This is a genomic window from Nonomuraea sp. NPDC005983, from assembly GCF_040614375.1.
GTDB lineage: Bacteria > Actinomycetota > Actinomycetes > Streptosporangiales > Streptosporangiaceae > Nonomuraea.
Window position 1 is genome coordinate 1 of record NZ_JBEXUP010000256.1, and the last position, 5,486, is coordinate 5,486.

Consider the following 5,486-nt stretch of genomic DNA (forward strand, 5'->3'; position numbering starts at 1 on the left):
ACCTGGGGCGGCAAGGCCAGGATCCCGACGTCCTCGCCGGTCAACGGGTACGCCTCCGACGGCGATGGCGACGGGATCGCCGACATCTACAACCCTACTGTCCGCGGTGGAGCACGCGGAACCGCACACCGAACCGCACGCCGAACCGCAGATCGAACCGCACACGGTCCTGCTCGCCGCGTTCCAGCTCCTGCTGCACCGGTACGGTGGCGGGGATCGGGTCGCGGTCGGGATGCCGGTGTCCGCCCGCCCGGTGCCCGAGTTCGCCGGCGCCGTCGGCCTGTTCGACACCCTGCTCGTCCTGTGCGCGGACTTCACCGGCCCCCTGACCTTCCGCGAGCTGGTGCGCCGGGTGGGCGCCGCGGTCACGGGCGCGCTCGCACACCGCGCGCTCCCGTTCGACGAACTGGTCCGCGCACTCGACGTCGACCGGGCGCCGCACCGGATCCCCCTGTGCGAGACCATGTTCGTGGTCAAGGCGCCCGAACCGCGGCTGCGGCTGGCCGGCGCGCGGGTGACGCGGCAGCCGGTCGAAGCCGCCGTGGCCGTCGCCGACCTCACGCTGACCGTCGACGCGGACGGGCCGGCGGCCACCGGGAGCCTGGAGTACCGTGCCGACGCCTTCGACGCTGCGTCCGCGCGTCTGCTCCTCGAGCAGCTGCGCACCCTGCTGACCGCCGCCCTCGCCGATCCCGACCTGCCGGTGCGCGCGCTCCCGCTGGAGAGCCGCGACGCCCTGCGCGCCGCGCTCCGTGACGCCGACCGGGTGGCGGACGGTCCCGCCGGGCCCGACACGGTCAACGCGCTGGTGCACCGGGTCGCCGAGCGGGTGCCGGACGCTCCCGCGCTGTCGTACGGCGGCACCCGCGTCTCCTACGCGGAGCTTCGCGCCCACGCCGCGCTGATCACCGCCGCGCTCACCGGAGGACACGGTGCGGTGTCCGGAAGGCCCGTCGTGGTGCGGATGTCGACGGGACCGCGCCAGATCGCCGCCGTGCTCGGCGCCCTGGACGCCGGCGCCCACCTCGTCTGCCTCGGCGCGGACGAGATGGGCGAGCGGGGCAGGACGATGCTCGCCGACATCCGGCCGGCCCGCCTGGTGATCGACGGTTCGGCCGGCCCGGACGCGTTGGCGCACTGGTACGCCGACGAACTGGACGGTCAGGTGGTCGACGCCACCGCGCCGCCGGCCCCGGCCGCCTCGTCGCCCGTGCGCAGCGCGCCGGAGGACCGCGCCTACGTCGCCTACACCTCCGGATCGACCGGACATCCCAAGGGGATCCCCCAGTCGCACGCCACGCTGGCGCAGTTCGTCACCTGGTTTGCCGGCGAGTTCCGGATCGGCCCCGGCGCCCGGGTGGCGCAGTGGGCGGCACCCGGCTACGACGCCGGCCTCTGTGAGGCGTTCGCCGCCCTGGTCGCGGGCGCGACGCTGTGCCCGGTACCGGACCGGATCCGGGCCAACCCGGAGAAGATCGTCGACTGGCTCGCCGCCGAGCGGATCACGCACTTCCAGACCGTCCCGACCTTCGCCCGGGAGATCCTGCGGGTGATCAGCGGCCGGGCCGGCGCGCCCGAACACCTCAGCCACCTCCTGCTCGCCGGCGAGGCGCTGCCCGGGGAGCTGGCGGGCGGCCTGCGCGCGGCCCTGCCGTCGGTGCGGTTGATCAACCTGTACGGCCCGACCGAGCTGATCCTGGCCACCTGGCACGAGGTCGTCGGCGAGGCACACGGCGTCACGCCGGTCGGCCGGTCCATTCCCGGCCGGCAGGTCCTCGTGCTCGACGAGCAGGACCGGCCCTGCCCCGCCGGCGTGACGGGCGGCCTCGTCATCCGCAGTCCCTACACCACGCCCGGCTATCTGGGCCCGGCGGCGGACGATCGGGCGCCGTTCCGGCCCGTCGCCGACACCGGCGGGTGGGGCATCGGCGGTGCCTGCTACCGGACCGGGGACCTCGGCCGACGGCGCTTCGACGGCGCGCTGGAGTTCCGCGGGCGCAAGGATTTCCAGGTCAAGTTCAACGGCGTCCGTCTGGAGCTCGGCGACCTTGAGGCCGCGCTGGCCGCGCACGACTCGGTCGCCGAGTGCGCCGTGATGGCCGTCGCCGACGCGAACCGGATGGCGACCCGGCTGGTGGCCTACGTCGTGCCGGTTCGCGGCCCGGACGGAACCGCGCTCGGAGCGGCGGCCGACTGGCGGGCCGCCCTGCGCGCCCGGTTCGGCAAGGCGATGCCGCCGGTCACGTTCCGGACGCTCATCGGCCTGCCGCGCAACGTCGGCGGCAAGCTCGACCGGCGCAGCCTGCCGGACCCCGGCCCCGCCCGGGGCGGCGCCGGACCGGAGCCGGAGTCGTGGGCGGGGCGGGCCGTGGCCGTCAGCCTCGCCGCGATCTGGTCCGAGCTGGGTGTGCACCCGCGGCACGCCGACGACACCTTCTTCGCCGCCGGCGGGCACTCCCTGCTGGTTCCCCGGCTGCTGCACGCGGTGCGCCGACGGTTCGGCGTCGCTGTCGCGATCCCGGAGTTCTTCGCCGACCCCACCCTGGCCGGGTTGGCGGCCCGGATCGAGGCGCACACCACCACCGCAGAAACCTTGGCGGGTCGCCGCACACAGCACTGAAGAAGATGCGGCCGCGACGATCGCGGTGTGAAGATCCTCGTGTCGCCGGAGGGATGCGAGGTGAACGATGAACGGTCGCAGCCTGTACGCGGTACTGGAGTCCACCCGGCGGACTCTTCAGCCCGCGGTGCTGGCCGACGTGAAGGTTCGCTCGCCCCGCGACGGCGCCCTGATCGACCTGGGCGGGCTGGACGCGTACCTGGACGCCCTCATCGAGGGCGGGGTGAACGCGCTGAGCACGCCCACCGATCCGGTGTACTTCGCCGGTGGTCTCGAGGTGGCCGCGCGGATCCGGGCGCGGACCGACCTTCCGCTGTTACGCAAGGACTTCTTCAACAGCCCCAGCCAGCTCGACGAGTCGGTCGCGGTCGGTTTCGACGCGGTACAGCTCTCGATCAACACGACACCCCCCAGCAAGCTCGAACGGCTGCGCGATCACGCCGTGCGGCTCGGGCTCGAGGTGTTGTTAGGGGTGCACACCAAGCGGCACCTGGCAACGGCGCTCGCCCTCGACCCGGCCGCCATCGCGGTGAACAACCGCAACATCGTCGCCCTCGAACTCGATCCGGGCACGGTCAGCGTCACCGAGTCGCTGCTGCCGGAGGTGCCGCCCGACGTGCTCGTCCTCTCCGAGAGCTCGTTCTTCACCGCCGAGGACGTCGCGCGGGCGGCGGCGGCCGGGGCCGAGGGCGTGCTCATCGGCACCGCGCTGGCCAAGAGCGACGACCCGGCCGCCCTGGTGCGCAAACTGCGGGACGGAGCCTGGATTTGCCCACGTTAGACCGACTCGGTGACCGGTTGAGAGCCGCGGACGCGCGACAGGAGCGCCTGCTGGTTGTCTACCTGACGCTCGGTGACCCGCTGACCGACTCGCTCGAACTCGCCGTCGCCGCCGCGACGGCCGGCGCGGACGTGCTCGAACTCGGTCTCCCGACACCGGGGACGCAGCCGCGCGGCGCCGACATCGCGTCGTCGTTCGACCGCGCCCGGCAGTGCCCGCCCGGCCGGCTCTGGGAGCTGGTACGGAAGCTGCGCGCCCGCCTGCCCGGCACGCCCCTGCTGTCCCTTGTGTATCCGCAGACGGTCGCCGACGTCGGCGTGGACCGGCTGCTCGAACTGTCCGCCGAATCCGGTGTGGACGGTCTGGTGCTGACCGATCCGGACGGTCAGCTCACTCCCAGCCAGGTGGCGGCCGCCGGTCTGAGCGCCGTCCCGCTCGTCAGGCCCGGGACCGACGCGGCGCGGCGGCGCCGGCTGGAGGACTCCGCGCGGCACCTGACCTACCAGGCGCTCGCCGAGCGCACCGGCGTCCGGCTGGACCCGGCGCAGGTCGGCCGGTCCGCCGAAGCGGCGGCGCTGGGGGCCACCAAGCCGTTTCTCGCCGGATTCGGCATCCGCGACGAACATGACATCCGCGCGGTCGCGGCGTACGCCGCGGGCGTGGTGATCGGCAGTGAGCTCTACCGCGGCCTGGCCGCGGCCGAACCGGCGACGCGGGTGGCGTGGACCGAGGCCGCCGTGCGGCGGTGGAAGGCCGCCACCCGCCATTCCGGCACCGGCCTTTCCGGAAGCGAGCTGCCGGGGAGCGAGCATGCGCGTTGACATCATCGGCGGCGGACCGGCGGGACTGTTCCTGGCCATCCTGCTGCGCCGCGATCGTCTCGTCGACGACGTCCGGCTGTTCGAACGCAACGAACCCGACGCCAGCGCCGGCTGGGCGGTGGTCTTCCCGGAGGGATCGCTGAACGCGCTGTCCAAAGCGGACCCGGGCGCGTTCGAGGCGATCGACCGCATCGGCGTGAACTGGACGCAGGTGGAGATCCGCTGCCGGGACTCGCTGTACCTGGTGGAGGGCAACCGGTTCCACGGCATCGGCCGGGACGCGCTGCTGTCCATCCTGCGTGAGCGAGCCACCGCGCTGGGCGTCGAACTCCACTACGGACAGCGGGTGACCGACCTCGCCGAGCACGCCGACGCCGACCTCGTCGTCGGAGCCGACGGGCTCAACTCCGCCGTGCGCGCCCAGATCGAGGACGAGATCGGCCCGCACGTCGAGCACGGGTCGTTCTGGTACGGCTGGTTCGGGGTCGAGGCGGCCCGGCCCACCTTCGCCTACCTCTTCGTCGACACCGAGTGGGGTCTGTTCCAGGGCTACGTCTACCCGTCCGGGGAGTCGTGGAGCTCGCTGATCATCTACGTCTCCGAAGAGACCTGGCGGCGGTCCGGTCTGTCCGCGATGGACGTCGACGAGTCGTTGCGGCTCTGCGAGCAGGTCTTCGCCGCCCACCTGGACGGCGAGCCGATCCTGCGCCGCGGACCGGCCTGGACCCGGTTCCGCCACCTGCGCTGTGACAGCTGGCACGCCGGCAACGTGGTGCTCATCGGCGACGCGGCGCACACCGCGCACTGGTCCATCGGCTCCGGGACCCGGCTGGCCGTCGAGGACGCGATCGCGCTCGCCGCCCAGCTGCGCGCCCGGCCGGCCCGGATCCCGGACGCTCTCGCGATGTACGAGAAGGCCCGGCGAGACCGAGTCGAGCAGTTCCAGGACGCGGCCCGGCTGTCGGAGCGGTACTTCGACACCGTCCAGCGCTACCTGGACTTCGAGCCGATCCAGTTCGCCTACCAGCTGGTCGCCCGGTCCTGGCGGATCACCTTCGCCGACATCGCCGAACGCGATCCGGACTTCATCCGCCGGTTCAACGCCTGGTTCCACGGCCGGGCCACCGGCACACCGACCGAGATCGCCCCGTCGCCGGTCTTCGCCCCGGCCGACCTCAGCACGGTGACCGGCACGCTCCGGGAGTCGCGCGCCGACCTGAACGCCCTCCTCGACCAGGGGCCGGGCGTGTTCGCACAGCTCGAC

General features: G+C 73.4%; 4 protein-coding genes. All 4 read left to right on the top strand.

The features are described from left to right. Positions 1 to 106: 106 nt before the first annotated feature. Positions 107 to 2,620: an AMP-binding protein gene (locus ABZ297_RS46040; protein ID WP_355360708.1), complete on the top strand. Its 2,514-nt coding sequence runs from the start codon at positions 107 to 109 to the stop codon at positions 2,618 to 2,620. 67 nt (positions 2,621 to 2,687) lie between these two features. Further along, on the top strand, positions 2,688 to 3,401 hold the full coding sequence (locus ABZ297_RS46045; protein ID WP_355360711.1) for an indole-3-glycerol-phosphate synthase: 714 nt from the start codon (positions 2,688 to 2,690) through the stop codon (positions 3,399 to 3,401). Then, on the top strand, positions 3,389 to 4,222 hold the full coding sequence (locus tag ABZ297_RS46050) for a tryptophan synthase subunit alpha (protein ID WP_355360714.1): 834 nt from the start codon (positions 3,389 to 3,391) through the stop codon (positions 4,220 to 4,222). The genes ABZ297_RS46045 and ABZ297_RS46050 overlap by 13 nt, the downstream gene beginning before the upstream one ends. Continuing rightward, positions 4,212 to 5,486: FAD-dependent monooxygenase (locus ABZ297_RS46055; protein WP_355360717.1), on the top strand; the 1,275-nt coding region annotated here is incomplete at its 3' end. The genes ABZ297_RS46050 and ABZ297_RS46055, both read left to right, overlap by 11 nt.

Bases quoted from the DNA above. Each gene is read 5' to 3' on its own strand.
- ABZ297_RS46045 (WP_355360711.1), top strand. From the start codon at position 2,688: ATGAACGGTCGCAGCCTGTACGCGGTACTGGAGTCCACCCGGCGGACT.